We start from the raw sequence: 16,451 nt of genomic DNA, 5'->3' as shown, positions 1-16,451 counted from the left end.
TGATCAGCGGGACGGTACCACCGAAGGGGCGGTACGCCCCGAGGACAGCCGCACCGACGCCGGAAGGGACGGTTCCGCGCCCCTCCCGGCGCCTGTCACGGCGGGCTGTTCGACGGCCGTCGGCCCCCGCTACCCGACCGGTCCCGCGCCCTCGCCCCGTACCTCCGCCGACCCCTCCGCGAGGACTTCCGCCAGCACTTCGGCCAGCACCCCGGCCGCGCGCTCCACGTCCGCGAAGCCCGTGTACAGGGGGGTGAACCCGAACCGCAGCACGTCGGGTCCGCGCAGATCCCCCACCACGCCCCGGGCGATCAGCCGCTCCATCACGGCGGGCGCCGCCCCCGGGCACGACAGCGCGATCTGGCTGCCGCGCTCCTCGTGCGGCCCCGGGGTCAGGGACCGCAGCGGGCCGCCCGCGCCGAGCCCGGCGTAGGCCGCCACGCACTCCAGAAAGAAGTCGGTGAGCGCCAGGCTCTTGGCCCGTACGGCATCGATACCGACCCCGTCCCAGACGTCCAGCGCCGCCTCCAGCGCCAGCATGGAGAGGATGTCGGGGGTGCCGACCCGGCCGCGTCCGATCCCGGCGGCGGGCGTGTAACCCGGGGTCATCGCGAACGGCTCCGCGTGCCCGTTCCAGCCCGGCAGCGGCGAGTCGAAGGCGGCCTGGTGGCGCCCGGCGACATAGAGGAAGGCGGGCGCGCCGGGGCCGCCGTTCAGATACTTGTACGTGCACCCCACCGCCAGGTCCACGCCGTGGGCGTCGAGGTCCACCGGCAGCGCCCCGGCGCTGTGGCAGAGGTCCCAGACCGCGAGCGCGCCCGCGTCGTGCGCGGCGGCCGTGAGGGCGGGCAGGTCGTGGAGCCGGCCGGAGCGGTAGTCGACGTGGTTGAGGAGTACGGCGGCGGTCCGCGGGCCCAGTTCCCGGCCGACGGCGGCCGGGTCGGCGGGGTCGACCGGGACCACGCGGTGCCCGGTCAGCCGGGCCGCCGACGCGGCGATGTAGCCGTCGGTGGGGAAGGTGGCGGCGTCCACGAGGACGTCCGTACGGCCGTCGCCCGCGAGCCGGACGGCGCCGACCACGGCCTTGAAGACGTTGACGCTGGTCGAGTCGCCGGCCACGACCTGACCCGGGGCCGCCCCGACGAGGGGCGCGATCCGGTCCCCGATCCGCTCCGGGGCCCGCCACCAGCCGCTCTCGGTCCATGAGCGGATGCCCAGCTCGCCCCACTGGCGGCCGATGACGTCGGCGAGCCGGCCGGGGACATGGACGGGGAGCGCGCCGAGGGAGTTGCCGTCGAGATAGACGACGTCGTCGTGGAGGGTGAAGCGGTCACGGACGGGGCGGAGCGCGTCGGCCTCGTCGAGGCGGGCGGCGCGGGCGCGCAGCGCGCGGGTGTCGACGCGGGTCTCAGACATGGCTGCGCGCCGTCCACAGCTCGGGGAAGACATTGCCGCGGGCCCGCTTCTCCAGCCAGGCCACCCCGGCGGAACCGCCGGTCCCGGTCTTGGCGCCCATCGCGCGGCGGGTCGCCACGAGGTGGTCGTTGCGCCAGCGCCAGATCAGTTCGGCGACGTCGGTCAGCGCCTCACCGAGGCGTACCAGCTCCTCGTCCCGGTCCGGATCGCGGTAGATCTCCGACCAGACCGCCTCGACGGCGCCGTGCGGCTCGTACTTGCGTGCCGGGTCGCGGCGGAGCACCTCGTCGGGGACGGCCCTGCCGCGCCGGGCCAGCAGCCCGAGCACCTCGTCGTACAGGCTGGGCTCCGCCAGCGCCTTCTCCAGTTCGGCGTGGACGCGCGGCGCGCCCCGGTGCGGGACCAGCATCGACGCGGACTTCTCGCCGAGCAGGAACTCCATCCGCCGGTACATCGCGGACTGGAAGCCGGACCCCTCGCCGAGCGCGCCCCGGTAGGAGTTGAACTGCGCGGGTGTCAGCTGTCCGAGGGGTCGCCAGGAGGCGTTGAGCGCCTCCAGTTCGCGTACCGAGCGCTTGAGGGCGGCTATCGCCACGGGGACGTCGTCGCGCCGGAGCGCGGCGGTCGCGGTCTCCCATTCGTGGACGACGACGGTGAACCACAACTCCATGACCTGGGTGGTGACGAGGAAGACCATCTCGCCGGGGTCGTCGGAGAGGGGGTGCTGGAGATGGGTGAGGACATCGGCCTGGACGTAGTCCTCGTACGGGGTGGTCCCCGCGAAGTCGACGGTCGGCGCCTCGTCGGCGACCTGACCGGAAGATGTGGCGGGCGCGGCGTTCTCACGCGCCGGGGGGTCGTGCGCGGCGGACTGGGACATCGCGTCTCCTCGATGTGTCCGGGTAGCGGTCCGCCCCTTCCTGTTGGTGGGTGGGAGCCCCGGTCCCCACCCGCAATCCTAGACCGAGACCCGTGTCCCCTCCAGGTATCGCCCGCACGGCCGGGCGTACGTACGGGCCCGTACGGACGCCCGTCCTGGGCGGTCCGTACGGGCCCGGAGGCACCGCCCGTGTCGTCCTCGGTCAGCCTCGGTCAGCCGAGGGTGTCGGCGGCGAGCGGCGACGAGTCGCGCAGGAACTGCGAGCAGCGCTCGTACTCCTCCTCCTCGCCGATCGACCCGGCGGCCCGGGCGAGGGCGTGCAGGGCCCGCAGGAACCCGCGGTTCGGCTCGTGGTCCCACGGCACCGGGCCGTGGCCCTTCCAGCCGTTGCGGCGCAGCGAGTCGAGCCCGCGGTGATAGCCCGTACGGGCGTACGCGTACGACTCCACGACCCGCCCGGCCTCGAAGGCGTCGTCCGCGAGCAGGGCCCAGGCCAGCGACGAGGTGGGGTACTGGGCGGCGACTTCCACGGGCGGGGTCCCGGCCGCGAGGGCCTCGCGGGGGCCGGACTCGTCGGGCAGCCGGGTGGGGGGCGGACCCCCGAGGAGATTCTCATGAAGGGACATACGCCCAGTCTCCCCCACGCCCCGCACCGGTCCGGCAGGGAGCCCGTCAGGCGGCGGGACGGACCGCGCGGAACCCGATCCGGCGGGCGACGAGACCGAGGAGGGAGGCGTTGACGAGACCGGACACCACGGTCACCGCGGAGAGGACCAGCGGGTTGACCCAGTAGAAGGACGACCCGTACTCGGGCAGCGGCAGCAGGAAGGTCACGACACCGAACGGCGCGGTGGCCATGACCGGCCAGATCCCCGCGAACCCGGGGTCGGGCGCCACGTACACGGCCCACAGGAAGAAGGCGAGGGACGCCCCGACGACGGCGAGATAGCCGCGCGACAGCCAGTTGTCGACCGCGGGCTCCAGAAGGGCCCGGATCCTCGGGAAGCGGGGACGTGCGGAGCGCGCCATGATCGTGCCTTTCGTTCCGGTCGGAGGGGGTGCGGGGTCCCCGATGCCTCCACGATGCCGGGCCGCGATTCCTCGGACATGAGTACGGGTGCTCATCCGTACCCGGGGGTTTCCCACCGGGCGGGGCGCCGATACCGAACTCCCCGGGACATCGTTCGGCGCACCGGGCACACTTGGCAGTGTCGGCCGTGAGGAGGTGGAGGCCCGGCCGGAGCTCGCGGCCGGGCGGACGGCAGGCGCCCCCGGGACCGCGGGCGGTGGGTACGCGGGACCCACCTCCGCACGGGCCCGGGGTGTCGGAGGTCAGCTCCGGGGAACCGGGGCCGACTTGGTGTCCGCCGTCTTCGGGGTGGTCTTCTTCGTGTCGGCCTTCTTCGTGTCGGCCTTCTTCGGGCCCAGTCCGGGCTTCCGCTGGTCGACCGCGTCGACCACGGTCCGCTCCAGGATCGCGCTCCGGCCGACGACCGTGCCCTCCTCAAGGCCGGGGCCGAGGTCCTTCACCGCGACCTCGCGCTCGCCCAGATAGGTCTTCGTCGCCAGGTCGAAGATCAGCTCCTCGCGGATGCCGTCGTCCTCCCGCGCCACCGCGACGCCCTTGCGGCCCGCCGCGTCCACGGAGTCCTCGACCAGCTCCACGCCCGGGATCTTCGCGGCGGCCCGGAAGAGGGCGGCGGCCACGTCCGGCGGGAGCAGGGACTCCCCGATCAGATCGCCGACGAGGGTGAACGTCTGCTGATCGACGGGCTTGTCGCCGTCGGCGTTCTTCCGCAGCCACCGGAACATCTCGTCCGGGTCGGTCGGCAGCGTCTGGAGATTGCGGTAGTCGGTGTTGTTCGGGTGCGGAGTGGAGGGGTCCAGGACGAGGGTGCCGGGCCCGCCGGGCTCCCGGAGCAGCCCCGGGCGGGTGCCGTCGATCGAGAGCCACACCTCCCGCTTCCGTACGGGATCGACGACGACGCTCGCCTCGCCCGACCCCCCGCCGTCCGTGTACGCCATCCAGCCGACCTTGCTGCGGATATAGACGAACTGGTCGTCGCGGATGCCGTCCGGCAGCCGCTGGGACTTGGTGGCGAGCGCCGCGCCCTCCAGCAGGGCCGCCGCCTCCGGGGAAGCGGCGCGCGGCGACGCGCCGTCGGCGGGCAGCACGGTCAGGGTGACGACGGCGGCCACGACCGCGACGGCGGCGGTCAGGGCCGGGCGGGTCCAGCGGCGCCGGAACCGTACCGAAGTCGTGTCGGTGTCGGTTTCGGCGGCGGCGTCGTCGGCGGTTCCGGCGGCGGAGCGGTGGATCTCGGTGAGCAGATGCGCCCGCAGGGCCTCGTGGCGGCCGGGCGGCAGGTCCCACTCGGGCGGCGGCGGGGTCGGCGCGTCGGGCCGGTGCCGGGGGGTGGTCATCGGTGTGCCTCCTGAAGATCGTGGTCGGTGGACCGGGGTCCACTGCTGATCTGTCCCGGCGCGCGGCCGAGTTCCCGGCCCGCCTCGTCGCCCACGGCGCGCGCGAGTTTCTTCCGGGCGCGCGACAGCCGGGATCTGACGGTGCCGACGGGTACGCCCAGGGCCTCGGCCGCGGCGGCGTACTCCAGTCCCGACCAGACGCAGAGCGCCAGCACCTCGCGTTCGGGGCGGCGCAGGGCGGCCAGGGCGCCGCGGACGAGGGCGAGCCGGGCCGCGTCGTCCACCCGCCCCGCGACGTCGTCGGCGAAGTCGCGTTCCGTATCGGGGCGGGGCAGCCGGGCGACGGCTCCGGCGTGCCGCCGCGCGGCGCGCCGGGTGTTGCGTGTGACGTTGGTGGCGATGCCGAGGAGCCAGGGCCGGACCGAGCCGCCGTCCGGGTCGACACGGTCGCGCAGCCGCCAGGCTTCGAGGAACGTCAGGGATACGACGTCCTCGGCGGTCGTCCACTCCCCGGTGAGCCGTAAGGCGTGGTTGTAGACGGCGCGGGCGCAAGTGTCGAAGAGCTCCCCGAAGGCATCGGGGTCACCGGAACGGAGCCGCGACCGGAGATCCTTCTGGTTGGTGTCCACATCAGTCGACTGTCCGGGCGCCGCCGGCGGGTTCCCGTGACCCGGCTCACACACCGGTCCCGGACGGTCCCGGACGGTCCCGGACGGTCCCGCACGGTCTACGCGCGGTCGAAGTGCCAGGCCGCGATGCCGACCCGGTTCCGTACACCCAACTTGGCCTGCACGTTGGCGACATGCGTCTTCACCGTCCCCGGGGAGATGAAGAGCGCCGTACCGATCTCCGCGTTCGTCAGACCGTCCGCCACCAGGCGGACGATCTCGGCCTCGCGCGCCGTCAGCGGTGACGCCGAATCGCCCCGGGAGCCGACCGCCACAGCCGCCGGGGCCGTCGGGGCCGTCGGGGCCGTCGGGGCCGCCGCGGACGGCTGGAGAAGACGGACCGTCAGCTGGGGACTGATCAGGACGTCGCCCGACATCGCCGCCCGTACGCCCTCGATCAGCAGCCCCGGCCCCGACCTCTTGAGCAGAAAGCCGCAGGCGCCGTCGCGCAGGGCCGCCCGTACCTGGTCGTCGTGGTCGAAGGTGGTGACGATCAGAACGCGTACGGGATCGGGGACGCCGGGGCCCGCCAGCCGACGGGTCACCTCCAGACCGTCGAGGCCCGGCATGCGGATGTCGGCGACGACCAGGTCGGGCCGGAGTTCGCGGGCGAGGGCGACGGCCGTGAGCCCGTCGGCGGCCTCGCCGACGACCGTCATGTCCGGCTGGGATCCGAGGATCAGCCGGAATCCGGTACGGATGTCGTCCTGGTCGTCCACGAGCAGGATCCGGGTGGGCCCGGTCCGCCCGGCGTTCGGATCGGCGGCCGTGGCACTGGTCGTCATGGCGAACCCTTCGTGGGGACTTGGGGATACGGAAGTGGAGTCAGGGCCTCGGGGCGGCGGCGGGGAACACGGCCGTCAGACACCACCCCGGGGACGGCCCCCGGACCGGGCCCGCCGTGAGCGTGCCGCCCAGCGCCGCGACGTGCTCGGTGAGGGCGGGCAGCCCCAGACCGCCCGCCCCGCGGGCCCGGCGCGGCAGCCGGAAGCGCCCGGGTTCGCCGCCGCCCGTGCCGTCGTCCATGACGGAGACCGCGATCCCGGCCGCCGCGCGGTGGACGCGGACGACCACCCGGGTCGCGTCCGGCGCGTGCCGCCGGACGTTCGTCAGCGCCTCCACGACGATCCGGTACGCCGCCGCGCCCGCCTCCCGCGTCAGGGCGGCCAGCGCCTCGTCGTCCACGTCCAGTACGGCGTCCGTCGCGCCGGACACCCCGCCTCCGGTGCCGCCGGTGCCGCCGGTGCCTCCGGTGCCGAAGTCCGCCAGCAGGGCGGGCAGCCGGTCCGGTCCGGGCAGCGGGGCGGCACCGGTACCGGCGTCGGCATCACCGTCGTCGTGAAGCATCGCGACCGTACGGTCCATGGACGCCAGCGCGTTCAGCCCCGCGCGTTCGATGCGCTCCAGCGCGAGCAGTGCCTGCCCGGGGTCGGACGCGGCGACGAACCGCGCGGCCTGCGCCTGCACCACGATCCCGCTGATGTCGTGCGCCACGAAGTCGTGCAGATCGCGGGAGAGCCGCAGCCGCTGCTCGCGCCGCGCCGTGTCGACCGCGGCCCGGCGGCGTGCCGCGGCCCGGCGCGGATAGCCGCCGACCGCCGCGGCCGCGCCGACCGGCAGCAGCCAGAAGACCATCACGCTCACGACCTCCGGCACCGACCCGTCGGTCAGGGACGCCACCGGCCAGACGGTCACCGCGAGGGCGGCGAGGGGTACGGCGTACCGCAACTGCCGTCGCGGCGCGAGCCGGACGACGGCGGCGATCAGCACCAGCAGCAGCGCGGCCTCGGCGAGGCTCCACAGGGACCGGGACTCGTCGCCGGGGGTCACCGGGACGGCGAACGACGCGGCGGCGGACAGCAGCGCGCACCCGGCGGTCACGGGCGCGAGCCGGTCGCGTACGGCACCGGGGACTCCGGTACGCCGGGCGGCCCACAGCCGGGCCGCGGCCCAGCCGATCGTGCCCGCGCACACGGCCGCCGGTATCGCGACCAGCGCGCTCCAGGGCAGGTCGGCACCCGGCATCGCTCCCCCTCCGTCCGTCCCCCGTCGATGAGGATCAGCCTACGAGCCCGCCCCTCCGGCCCCGCCTCCGCCGAACGGCACAGATCACGGCACAGATACCGCGTACCGCCGCGCGGCTTTCTGCCGATCGGCGGATGGGCCGGAGCGGCGGCCGCGGGCGAAGCTTCTCGCATCGACCGGCAACCCCCCTTCCACCAGCGGGAGTCACCATGCGGAAGCACCTCACCCCCACCCGTACCGGCGCCGTCGCCGCAACCGCCGCGGCACTGATCGCCGGTACGGTGAGCGCCTCCACGGCCTCCACAGCCTCCGGCGCCCCCGAGCACCGCGCCACAACGACGGCGACGACGGCGGCGGCGGCGGCGGCGCACGAGACCACCGGCAAGGGCAAGGGGCCCACCGCGAGCGTGCAGGGCAAGGGGCGGATCCATTTCACGCTCCGGCCGCGGGACACCATCCGCTTCGAGGTGGACGCGAAGGCGAAGCCGTACAGCCGGCCGCTGCCGGGACTGCCCACCGGCATGCCGACGGACGCCGAGGGCACGATCCGCTACAGCCACTACCTCCCCGAGACGGGGAAGACGGGCTGGGCCGTCGCCGATATCGACTGCCTGTCGACGGGCGGGAAGACGGCGACCGTCACCGCGATCATCCGCGAGACGAACGTCGAACGGGTCGGCAAGCGGATCGGTATCAGCGTCCAGCAGGGCGAGCGCGGCGCCCCGTCGCGGCTCGGTTTCAGCTGGGGCGTCGTCAATGTCGACGGCGGTACGGACCGTCACGGCGAGGTCGGCGGTACGGGCACCTGCCAGGCCCCCGCGCCCTTCGCCCCGGTGACCGAGGGCGGCTACCGGGTCCGGCACACGGAGGTCCCGCCGATCCCGGCCCCGGCCCCGGCCCCGACGCCGGTCCCTGCGGCGCGGCGCTGACCCTCTCACAGGTCACGGGTCACGGGTCACAGGTCACGAGTCACGAGTCACGAGTCATGCGGCACTCGGGCCCCGGGCCCGGGGCTCCTTCGCCCCGCCCGATTCCAGCGGCGGCGCACCCACCCCGCAGTTGACGCGGCACTCGGGGTGGGCGCACGGCGCCTCGGGGCGGCGAATCCAGAAGGCGGCCACCAGCGCGCCCAGCACCAGCACCCCCGCGCAGATCGGCATCGCCCGGTCGAAGGCCGTGTCGAACTGCGCCCCCGAGCGGTACGCCTCCGGGCCCATCCCCACCAGCAGCGGCAGCGCCGCCACCGCCACCAGGCCGGCCGCCCGTGCCGCCGCGTTGTTGACTCCGCTGGCGATACCCGCCCGCGAGGTCGGCACCGAGGACAGCACCGTCGCCGTCAGCGGCGCGACCAGGGTCACCATCCCCAGGCCCAGCACGATCAGCGCCGGCAGCACATCCACCGCGTACGACGCGTCGGGGCCCACCCGCAGCATCAGCAGCATCCCGGCCGCGCACAGCAACGGCCCCACCGTCAGCGGCAGCCGAGGGCCTATCCGCTGCGCCAGCTCACCCGACGCCGCCGAGAACAACAGCATCAGCAGGGTCGTCGGCAGCAGCGCGAGCCCCGCGCCCAGCGCGGAGTACCCGGAGACGACCTGAAGCTGGAGCGCGGCCAGGAAGAAGAAGCCGCCGAACGCCGCGTACACACAGAGCGTCACCACATTGACCACGGTGAACATCCGGGAGCGGAAGATGTTCAGCGGCAGCATCGGATCCGGGGCGCGCCGCTCCACCCGGACGAACGCGACCGCGACCAGCACCCCGGCCACCCCCGCCCACCACTCGGCGGCGATCAGGGCATATGTCACCAGGGCCAGCGCCCCCGCGCCCAGCACCGCGCCGAGTACGTCGAAGCGACCGGTGTGCGCGGCCGGGTCGCGGGATTCGGGGACGTATCTCAGGGCGATGGGCACACAGATCGCGGCGAGCGGCACATTGATCAGGAAGATCCACCGCCAGCCGGGTCCGTCGACCAGCCAGCCGCCGACGAACGGCCCGATCGCCGCGCCCACACCCCCGAAGCCGGACCACAGCCCTACCGCGCGCGCCCGGTCGTCCGGATGGAAGCTCGCCTGGATGATCGCCAGCGATCCGGGGGTGAGCAGCGCGCCGCCGATGCCCTGCAAGGCGCGGGCGGCGATCAGGAACCCGGCGTTCGGCGCGATCCCGCACAGCAGCGACCCCAGCGCGAACCAGACCACCCCGACGACGAAGACCTTCCGCCGCCCGTAGCGGTCACCGAGCGCGCCGCCGAGCAGGATCAGCCCGGCCAGGGTCAGCATGTAGGCGTTGACGGTCCACTGGAGGGAGGCCAGGTCCGAATTGAGGTCGTCGCCGATATGGGGCAGGGCGACATTGACGACGGTCGAGTCCAGCAGGGCCATGCTGGAGCCGAGGACCGTCGTCAGGACGACCCACCGCCCGATCGCCGACGACAGCCTGACCCCGCCCGCGGCCCCGTCCCCGTCCCCGGCGCCTCCGGCCGCAGGAGCCCCGCCCGGCACGGAACCACCGGCAGCCCCGTCCGGCACCGAACCACCGGCGGCCCCGCCCGGCACGGAACCGCCCGCGCCGCCCCGTCCCGCGGTCACACCCTCGTCGCCACCGCCCGCTTCCGCGTCCATACCCGGATCATCCCAGCGCCCCGCCGACCCTGCGACCCCTGTGGACAACCCGCGAATCGCCCGTACACACCGGGTGAGAATCGCCCGCACACACCGCGTGAACACCCCCCTGACCAGGGCCGGCACAGACGAAGGCCCGGCACCCCCGAAGGAGTGCCGGGCCTCGGCGGCGGTCGGTGATCCGATCCGCCTACGTGATCCGGGTACCGGTCGGACTACTTGATCCGGGTACCCGTCGAACGCAGCGCCCCGCACGCCTCGACCACGCGCGCGGCCATGCTCGCCTCGGCCAGCTTGCCCCAGGTCCGCGGGTCGTACGCCTTCTTGTTGCCGACCTCGCCGTCGACCTTCAGGACACCGTCGTAGTTCTGGAACATGTGCGCCACCACGGGCCGGGTGAACGCGTACTGCGTGTCCGTGTCGAGGTTCATCTTCACCACGCCGTTCTCGAGCGCGGTGGCGATCTCCTCGACGGTGGAGCCGGAGCCGCCGTGGAAGACGAAGTCGAACGGCGCGGTCTTGCCGTACTTCTCGCCGACGCCCTGCTGGAGGTCCTTCAGCAGCTCGGGCCGGAGCACGACATTGCCCGGCTTGTAGACGCCGTGGACATTGCCGAAGGAGGCGGCCAGCAGATAGCGGCCCTGCTCGCCCAGGCCGAGCGCCTCGGCGGTGCGCAGCGCGTCGTCGACCGTGGTGTACAGCTCGTCGTTGATCTCGTGCGTGACACCGTCCTCCTCGCCACCGGTCGGGGTGATCTCGACCTCAAGGATGATCTTGGCGGCGACGGCCTGCGGCAGCAGCTCGGCGGCGATGGCCAGGTTGTCGGCCAGGTTCTCGGCGGAGCCGTCCCACATATGCGACTGGAAGAGCGGGTTCCGGCCGGCCGCGACACGCTCGGCGGAGACCGCGATGAGCGGACGGACGTACGTGTCCAGCTTGTCCTTCGGGCAGTGGTCCGTGTGCAGCGCGATGTTCACGTCGTACTTGGCGGCGACGATGTGCGCGAACTCGGCGAGCGCGACCGCGCCCGTGACCATGTCCTTGCTGTGCTGGCCGCCCAGGAACTCGGCACCACCGGTGGAGATCTGGACGATGCCGTCGCTCTCGGCCTCCGCGAAGCCGCGCAGGGCCGCGTGAAGAGTCTGGGAGGAGGTCACATTGATGGCCGGGTAGGCGAACTTGCCCGCCTTCGCCCGGTCGAGCATCTCGTTGTAGACCTCGGGAGTTGCGATGGGCATCTGTCCGCTCCTTGGATGTCTGCGGTTCTGCGTATGTGCGGGGCCCTGACCTTGGGGCGACGTCATCGTCGGCCCCTATCTTCGCAGACTCGGGAAGAGGGCAGCCGCCCGGTCTGCGGGCATACGTACGAGCTGTCCCCCGAGCAGGTCAGCCCGGGTACCGCGACGGATCCGACCGCCTCCCGGCCGGCCGGGAGGCGGCCACGGCCACCGGATCGGTCACCCGGCCCGCCACCGAATCGGTCACCGATTCGATCACCGGATCAGTCACCGAGTCGGCCGCCGGACCGGTCACCGGATCAGTCGAGACCCAGCTCGTCGAGGGAGTACGCGTACAGATACGGCACCCCGGCCGTCGTACTGATCTTCTCGCCCGCGCCCGTCGCCCGGTCCACGATCGTGGCCACCGCGACGACCTCGCCCCCGGCCTCCCGTACGGCCTCCACCGCGGTCAGCGGGGACCCGCCGGTGGTCGAGGTGTCCTCGACCACCAGACAGCGGCGGCCCTTGATGTCGGGCCCCTCGACCCGGCGCTGCATCCCGTGCGCCTTGGCGGCCTTGCGGACGACGAAGGCGTCCACGCGCCGCCCGCGCGCCGCGGCGGCGTGCAGGATCGACGTCGCGACCGGGTCGGCGCCCAGGGTCAGCCCGCCGACGCAGTCGAAGTCGAGGTCGGCGGTGAGCTCCGACATGACCTGCCCGACGAGGGGGGCGGCGGCGCCGTCGAGCGTGATCCGCCGCAGATCCACGTAGTAGTCGGCCTCGATGCCCGAGGAGAGGGTCACCTTGCCGTGCACCACGGCCTTGTCCTTGATCTGCTGGAGCAGGTCAGCGCGTACGTCAGTCATGCCCACGAGCTTAGAACGCCGCACCGGCCCCCCTTCACGGACGGCGCCACGTCCAGGTCGTCGAGACCTCCAGCGGATCGATCGGGGTGACGAGCCGGGGCAGCGTGTTCAGCCCGTTCGGCGGGCCGGACTGCGGCTCCACACAGATCGCCTCCGGCTGCTCGTCGTAGACCACGACCCATTCGGCCCGGCTGGTGACGTCGAGCTCCAGCACACCGGGCCAGGTGAGGGTGGCGGCCACCCCGTCGGGCATCCCGAAGCAGTCGTCCCACGGCCCCGGCTTCGGATCGATCCTGCGGCCGGCCGGCAGATGGTCGGCGCCGCGTTCCTCCTGCCACGCGGGCTGGAAGGAGAGCGTCGCGTCCACACCGCCGATGGTGCGCAGAAACCACGGATGCCAGCCCGCCTGCGCGGGGAACGAGTCCGACTGCGCCTCGACGGCGATGGTCGTGGTGAGCGACGACTCCGTCAGCTCGAAGACCTGCGTAACGAGTCCCGGGTACGGCCACGGATCGCCCAGCTCGTAGGTGAACACCGCGCCCGTGTCATCGGCCCGCCGGGTCCGCCAGGCGGTGTCGCGCCCGGTGCCGTGGATGGCGTGGGGGTCGGCGTTGACCGGGAGTTGATGCTGTACGGCTCCGTTACGGAACCGGCCCCGGTCCACCCGCCCGCACCAGGGGACCATGGGGAACGAGCCGTACCGCTCGCCCTGGCGGAGCACCTCCGTCCCCCCGATGACCAGGTTCGTCACCCGGCACCCGTGTCGGGGAGCGATCCCCACCTCGACATCGCCGGCGCGCAGCCGGACACCCTCATCACTGCTGATCACCCCCCGACCCTAACGGGGCGCTCCGGATCGTGCCGGGTCCGCTCTACGCGTCTACGTGCTCCGCCGCCGGCGCAGGGCGCGGGAGACGACGACAGCCGAGGCGAGCGCCACCGCCGCGGCGGGGACGAGCCAGCGCGGCGGGGGCCCGGCACGGCCCGCGTCGGGCGCGGGCCTGGGCGCGTACCGGCCGCGCGGCGGGGAGTGGTCGACCTCCTCGGCGCTGCGGCCGATCATGGTGCGCCGGGCGTGCGCGGCCTCCGCGACCGGCTCGTCGCCGACGGGTCCCGACAGCGCGCCGGAGATCCCGTCCGCGAGCCCGGGCGGCGGTACGGGCGGTACGACCGTCCCGTACCCGGCCCCGCCCTCCTCACCCTGGTCACCCTCGTCGCCCTCGTCGTCCACCACGACACCGTCATCGTCTTCATCATGAGCAGCAGCAGCGGCAGCAGTATCGGCATCGGGGTCGGTATTCGCCGCCTCCGCCGCGAGCGCCTCGGCGAAACGGTCCAGCAGACGACGCGCCGCCGACTCCCGCGCCGCGTCCGACGCCTCGGCCAGCCGGCCTTCGGCCCGGGTGCCGCCGGAGAAGGCGAGGGTCGTGCCGCCCTGGTCCGCCGTCGTACGCACCGTCAGCGCGAACCTCACGGAGCCGTCGCCGCGCGCCTCCGTACCGTTGCCCTCCACCGTGAACACACTGTCGAGCCCGGCGACCCGGAGGGTGCCCCGGTAGGTGATGGTGAGGTTGCCGACCCGGACCTTCAGCCGCCCCCCGACGCCCCAGCCCCCGGGGGCCGCGACACCGAGTTCGCCGTCATCGAGGGTGGCATCGGCGGCGCCATCAGGGGCGTCACCGGCGGCATCGGGGGCGTCGTCCTCCCGGAAACCGGGGACGCAGCGCGCCGCCCTCACGGGGTCCCCGAGCAGCCGCCGTACGGTCTCGGCCGGAACCGGAACGAACACCTCATGGTCCATGGCAACCGAGCCTACCCACGGCTCCCTCCGCCGTCTGCCCCGTCCGGCCCCCGATCCCGGCCGCCTCAGCCGCTGTAGCGCGGATGGACGAGCGTCGACGGCGGCAGCCCGGGCAGCCGGGTCCGCTCCGCGTCCCACGCGTCCGCCAGCAGATCGGCGTCCGTCAGCGACCGCAGCACGGGCGCGTCGGGGCCCAGATTCAGCCGGGGCGCCCGGCCGCCCGGCACGGCCAGCAGCAGCCCCCAGTCCTCCGGCGCCGACTCCGCGCCCAGCGCCTCGTAGTCCTCGTTGAGCCGGTCGTTACCGCCCCGCCCGGCGGCCGGGGGCCCGCCGGGACCGACCCGGTAGGGGCTCGTCCCGTACCCGGCGGCGCGCAGGGTCGCCTCCGCCGTCCAGTAGGCCCGCCGGCGGCCCTCCAGCGGGCCCGCGTGCACCGCGAGCCGCCCCTGCGGCGCCAGGATCCCGGCGACCAGCCCGTAGAACTCCTGGGAGTAGAACTTGCCGCCCTCCGTGGAGGCCGGATCGGGCAGATCGGCGAGGACCACGTCGTACGCCACGGGCACCCCGCTGCCGGGCTCCCGCAGCCAGGCGAACGCGTCGGCCGTGACCACCCGCACCCTCGGGTCCTCATAGGCGTGGTCGTTGAGCGCAGCGAGCGCCGGGTCGGTCCGGGCGAGCCGGACCACCCAGGGGTCCAGCTCCACGATCGTCACCGACTCCACGTCCGGATAGCGCAGCGCCTCCCGGGCGGCCAGCCCGTCGCCGCCGCCGAGGATCAGCACCCGGCGGTGGCGGCCGTTCATCGCCGGATGGACCAGGGCTTCGTGATAGCGGTACTCGTCCCGTCCGCTGACCCGCAGCCTGCCGTCGAGGAAGAGATCCGGCGGGCCGGTCGCGTCACCGGTCAGGACGACCTCCTGCACCCCGGTCTGGACGGCGACCCGGACCCGGTCCCCGTACAGCGCCCGCCGTGCCGCCTTCTCGAAGTCGCCGACCAGGACGGTCGCCGTCGCCAGCAGGGCGAGGACCAGGGCGTTGGCGAGCAGCAGCCAGCCCCGGGAGCGGGCGGTCAGATCGCGGCGGAAGAGCCAGAGCACCAGCGCCCCGCCGACCAGCGCGTTCACCGCGCCCGTCAGCAGTCCGCTGGTGAGCTGCCCGAGCCAGGGCAGCAGCAGGAACGGGAACGCGAGCCCGCCGACCAGCGCGCCCACGTAGTCGGCGGCGAACAGATCGGCGACCGTGCCCTCCGCGTCCCGCCGGGAGATCCGCTGGATCAGCGACATCAGCAGCGGGATCTCGGCGCCGATCAGCACACCGATGGCGAGCGAGAAAGCCACCAGGACGGTCCTGGACTCGCCGAGCCAGGCGAAGCTGGCGTACATCACCATCGCCGAACAGCCGCCGACCAGGGCGAGCGCCAGCTCCAGCACCCCGAAGCCGACGGCCGCCCGGCAGCGGAGCCGCTTCGCGAGCAAGGAGCCGATGCCCATCGCGAAGACCATCAGGGAGAGCACGACGGACGCCTGGGTGACCGAGTCCCCGATCAGATACGACGCGAGGGCCACCAGCTCCAGCTCGTACACCAGCCCGCAGGCGGCGCAGACGAAGACACCCAGCAGCACCAGGAACCGGCCCGCGTCCGGACGCACCGGCAGCGGCAGCACGGCCGGCGGCGGGGACAACTGCGGCGACCGGTCGATCATGCGGTAACGCTACGTCACTGCCCGCATGCAGCTTGTCACCCACACGTGTGCATCCGGAGCGCGAAAGCGGCCCGCCTCCTATGCGCGCCCCCGGTTCATCCGGTAAGCGCGCACGCGAACCAGGCAAACCCATCAACAGCGTGCACAGCTCGCGAACGACGCAAAACCCTGCATGGGCCATCGAACCGGCCCTACAGCAGCACCTGCTCCGGGCAGCACGCGGCCTTCGCCCTCCGCACGGGCACACCGACCCGGGTACGGGTGACCACGAGCCGGCCCTCCTGCGGATAGGCGTGCCAGGTACGCCAGAGCACCTGGCGGCCGAGCCGCTGGGCCATCATCGCCGTGAAGGCGTGCGGATCGCCCGGAAACGTTCCGGCCAGGGAGTTCGGATGGTCGGCTACCAGGGCGAGCAGCTCCTGCGCCCGCCCGGCGAACGACCCCTCCGACAGCGTCTCGACGCGGGCGGCGAACTCGTACTCCCAGACGCCGAGCCGCTCGGACACCCCCAGCGGCAGGGGCGTTCTGCTGCCCGGCATACAGGCCACGGTCTCGGAGCAGGTGCCCTGCTCCTCCTCCAGCAGCACTTGATGGGAAGCGCCGAGCAGTCTGAGCTGGAGCTTGGCCCCGGAGAGTTCGAGATCGAGCACGGCCAGGGCGGGAAGGGGTTCCCGCCCGAGGGCCCAGGCGAGGTCGTCGGCTCGGGTATCTGTGTAGGCGGTATGGAGGGTGGTGAGCATGGATCGGCTCCGCAAACACGCTTCGGCGGTGGTCATGGGGACCTGAGGGCGCCCTGGGCGGCAGGGGCGGAAGGGAAGAGGGCA

The 16,451-nt window shown here is 73.5% G+C and carries 16 protein-coding genes; 1 reads left to right on the top strand and 15 read right to left on the bottom strand.

Annotated elements, in window-relative coordinates:
* Positions 1-129: 129 nt before the first annotated feature.
* From kynU to ACFXG1_RS00490, 8 genes are all read right to left on the bottom strand, one after another.
* A complete protein-coding gene (gene kynU, locus ACFXG1_RS00525) occupies positions 130-1,416 on the bottom strand; it encodes a kynureninase (RefSeq protein ID WP_384717036.1) in 1,287 nt (428 codons plus the stop codon).
* Entirely contained in the window at positions 1,409-2,296 is an 888-nt protein-coding gene (locus ACFXG1_RS00520) for a tryptophan 2,3-dioxygenase family protein (RefSeq protein ID WP_384717039.1), read from the bottom strand. The genes kynU and ACFXG1_RS00520 overlap by 8 nt, the downstream gene beginning before the upstream one ends.
* A 212-nt stretch (positions 2,297-2,508) precedes the next feature.
* Positions 2,509-2,922 (bottom strand): DUF3151 domain-containing protein, encoded by a 414-nt coding sequence (locus ACFXG1_RS00515; protein ID WP_384717042.1) that lies wholly within the window; start codon positions 2,920-2,922, stop codon positions 2,509-2,511.
* A gap of 46 nt (positions 2,923-2,968) precedes the next feature.
* Positions 2,969-3,325, bottom strand: coding sequence for an SCO4225 family membrane protein (locus tag ACFXG1_RS00510; protein WP_384717045.1), 357 nt, complete (start codon positions 3,323-3,325; stop codon positions 2,969-2,971).
* A gap of 303 nt (positions 3,326-3,628) precedes the next feature.
* The gene (locus tag ACFXG1_RS00505) at positions 3,629-4,720 is read right to left on the bottom strand and encodes a CU044_5270 family protein (protein ID WP_384717048.1); all 1,092 of its coding nucleotides are present in this window, start codon (positions 4,718-4,720) and stop codon (positions 3,629-3,631) included.
* A complete protein-coding gene (locus tag ACFXG1_RS00500; protein WP_384717051.1) occupies positions 4,717-5,349 on the bottom strand; it encodes an RNA polymerase sigma factor in 633 nt (210 codons plus the stop codon). Before ACFXG1_RS00500 ends, ACFXG1_RS00505 begins: the two co-directional genes overlap by 4 nt.
* Before the next feature lie 98 nt (positions 5,350-5,447).
* A complete protein-coding gene (locus ACFXG1_RS00495; RefSeq protein WP_384739956.1) occupies positions 5,448-6,173 on the bottom strand; it encodes a response regulator in 726 nt (241 codons plus the stop codon).
* Between the two features lie 40 nt (positions 6,174-6,213).
* Entirely contained in the window at positions 6,214-7,413 is a 1,200-nt protein-coding gene (locus ACFXG1_RS00490; RefSeq protein ID WP_384709860.1) for a sensor histidine kinase, read from the bottom strand.
* Positions 7,414-7,622: 209 nt separating this feature from the next.
* Between ACFXG1_RS00490 and ACFXG1_RS00485 the strand changes: the two genes are divergently transcribed.
* Positions 7,623-8,342 carry a hypothetical protein gene (locus ACFXG1_RS00485; RefSeq protein WP_384709857.1) on the top strand — a complete coding sequence of 240 codons (720 nt, stop codon included), beginning with the start codon at positions 7,623-7,625 and terminating at the stop codon, positions 8,340-8,342.
* 54 nt (positions 8,343-8,396) lie between these two features.
* Here ACFXG1_RS00485 and ACFXG1_RS00480 read toward each other — a convergent pair whose 3' ends face one another.
* The 7 genes from ACFXG1_RS00480 to ACFXG1_RS00450 form a co-directional block, all read right to left on the bottom strand.
* On the bottom strand, positions 8,397-10,037 hold the full coding sequence (locus tag ACFXG1_RS00480) for an MFS transporter (protein ID WP_384709854.1): 1,641 nt from the start codon (positions 10,035-10,037) through the stop codon (positions 8,397-8,399).
* A gap of 215 nt (positions 10,038-10,252) precedes the next feature.
* Complete coding sequence (gene fbaA / locus ACFXG1_RS00475; RefSeq protein ID WP_384709851.1) at positions 10,253-11,275, bottom strand: class II fructose-bisphosphate aldolase; 1,023 nt, start codon at positions 11,273-11,275, stop codon at positions 10,253-10,255.
* Between the two features lie 299 nt (positions 11,276-11,574).
* Positions 11,575-12,123, bottom strand: a complete 549-nt coding sequence (gene pyrE, locus ACFXG1_RS00470; RefSeq protein WP_384709848.1) for an orotate phosphoribosyltransferase — start codon at positions 12,121-12,123, stop codon at positions 11,575-11,577.
* A gap of 34 nt (positions 12,124-12,157) precedes the next feature.
* The gene (locus ACFXG1_RS00465) at positions 12,158-12,949 is read right to left on the bottom strand and encodes an aldose 1-epimerase (protein ID WP_384709863.1); all 792 of its coding nucleotides are present in this window, start codon (positions 12,947-12,949) and stop codon (positions 12,158-12,160) included.
* A gap of 54 nt (positions 12,950-13,003) precedes the next feature.
* Entirely contained in the window at positions 13,004-13,924 is a 921-nt protein-coding gene (locus ACFXG1_RS00460) for a carbon monoxide dehydrogenase (RefSeq protein ID WP_384739950.1), read from the bottom strand.
* 65 nt (positions 13,925-13,989) lie between these two features.
* Complete coding sequence (locus ACFXG1_RS00455; protein WP_384709842.1) at positions 13,990-15,627, bottom strand: polyamine aminopropyltransferase; 1,638 nt, start codon at positions 15,625-15,627, stop codon at positions 13,990-13,992.
* 191 nt (positions 15,628-15,818) lie between these two features.
* Positions 15,819-16,367: a DUF2617 family protein gene (locus tag ACFXG1_RS00450; protein WP_384709839.1), complete on the bottom strand. Its 549-nt coding sequence runs from the start codon at positions 16,365-16,367 to the stop codon at positions 15,819-15,821.
* Positions 16,368-16,451: the final 84 nt, after the last annotated feature.

This window comes from Streptomyces sp. NPDC059248 (assembly GCF_042753905.1).
In the GTDB taxonomy this organism is placed as follows: Bacteria; Actinomycetota; Actinomycetes; order Streptomycetales; family Streptomycetaceae; genus Streptomyces.
The sequence above is the reverse complement of the archived record's forward strand: the minus strand, read 5'-3'. Positions and strand labels throughout refer to the sequence as shown.

Coding starts and splice junctions, on each gene's coding strand:
- kynU (WP_384717036.1), bottom strand. CDS start 1,416: ATGTCTGAGACCCGCGTCGACACCCGCGCGCTGCGCGCCCGCGCCGCC.
- ACFXG1_RS00520 (WP_384717039.1), bottom strand. CDS start 2,296: ATGTCCCAGTCCGCCGCGCACGACCCCCCGGCGCGTGAGAACGCCGCG.
- ACFXG1_RS00515 (WP_384717042.1), bottom strand. CDS start 2,922: ATGTCCCTTCATGAGAATCTCCTCGGGGGTCCGCCCCCCACCCGGCTG.
- ACFXG1_RS00510 (WP_384717045.1), bottom strand. CDS start 3,325: ATGGCGCGCTCCGCACGTCCCCGCTTCCCGAGGATCCGGGCCCTTCTG.
- ACFXG1_RS00505 (WP_384717048.1), bottom strand. CDS start 4,720: ATGACCACCCCCCGGCACCGGCCCGACGCGCCGACCCCGCCGCCGCCC.
- ACFXG1_RS00495 (WP_384739956.1), bottom strand. CDS start 6,173: ATGACGACCAGTGCCACGGCCGCCGATCCGAACGCCGGGCGGACCGGG.
- ACFXG1_RS00490 (WP_384709860.1), bottom strand. CDS start 7,413: ATGCCGGGTGCCGACCTGCCCTGGAGCGCGCTGGTCGCGATACCGGCG.
- ACFXG1_RS00485 (WP_384709857.1), top strand. CDS start 7,623: ATGCGGAAGCACCTCACCCCCACCCGTACCGGCGCCGTCGCCGCAACC.
- ACFXG1_RS00480 (WP_384709854.1), bottom strand. CDS start 10,037: ATGGACGCGGAAGCGGGCGGTGGCGACGAGGGTGTGACCGCGGGACGG.
- fbaA (WP_384709851.1), bottom strand. CDS start 11,275: ATGCCCATCGCAACTCCCGAGGTCTACAACGAGATGCTCGACCGGGCG.
- pyrE (WP_384709848.1), bottom strand. CDS start 12,123: ATGACTGACGTACGCGCTGACCTGCTCCAGCAGATCAAGGACAAGGCC.
- ACFXG1_RS00460 (WP_384739950.1), bottom strand. CDS start 13,924: ATGGACCATGAGGTGTTCGTTCCGGTTCCGGCCGAGACCGTACGGCGG.
- ACFXG1_RS00455 (WP_384709842.1), bottom strand. CDS start 15,627: ATGATCGACCGGTCGCCGCAGTTGTCCCCGCCGCCGGCCGTGCTGCCG.
- ACFXG1_RS00450 (WP_384709839.1), bottom strand. CDS start 16,367: ATGCTCACCACCCTCCATACCGCCTACACAGATACCCGAGCCGACGAC.